The organism is Oleiphilus sp. HI0086, assembly GCF_001635225.1.
In genome coordinates this window covers 1-594 of sequence record NZ_LWFZ01000539.1, presented here as the reverse complement: position 1 = coordinate 594, position 594 = coordinate 1, and the positions used below count along the sequence as shown (strand labels likewise).

Sequence of the window (594 nt, the reverse complement as noted above, 5' to 3'; positions counted from 1 at the left end):
GCGAAGCAATTGAGCATGGCAAGCGAGAGAAGAAATATACCACGGTGCTATCAAGCAGCGGCCTGCTTGGATGGATCTATTTTTACCAAGGTAATTTTGAAAAAGCGTTAGAAACCGGGATTATTAACCAACAATGGATCGATAGCTATCACGACAGCTCTCAACCTAGAATAATTTCTTGTTGGCAAAATAGTGCCTTGGCATTGATATATACAGAGAAAGCCGAATTTACTATCGCTCAGTCGTACATCAACCCCTTGCTACGACATTTGGAAATTGGGACAGAGCCAGGCCAGCACATAATCATTCAGTACACCCAAGCAATGCTTTATTTTGCACAGGGCAAATATGTCGATGCTATCGAATGCTTGGATGATGCATGGCATACCTATCAGCACAAACGAGACTCCATCGTTTTCACTCCACCAAGTATCATCGCACTAAAGGCTCGCTGCCTTTTATCAATGGGGATGATAGAGAAAGCTCAATTTGTGATAAATGAACTAAACGAAGAAAGCATTAATGCTGTCCCCTTAAACTATGAGGATATTAACCTAACAAAAGCACGGATTTTTGCGGCGCAAAGTAATTATA

At 41.6% G+C, this 594-nt stretch carries 1 protein-coding gene; it reads left to right on the top strand.

What is annotated here, in order from left to right; translation table 11 throughout:
- Positions 1-594 (top strand): tetratricopeptide repeat protein (locus A3756_RS27525; protein ID WP_197481226.1); only part of this gene is annotated, 594 nt, incomplete at both ends.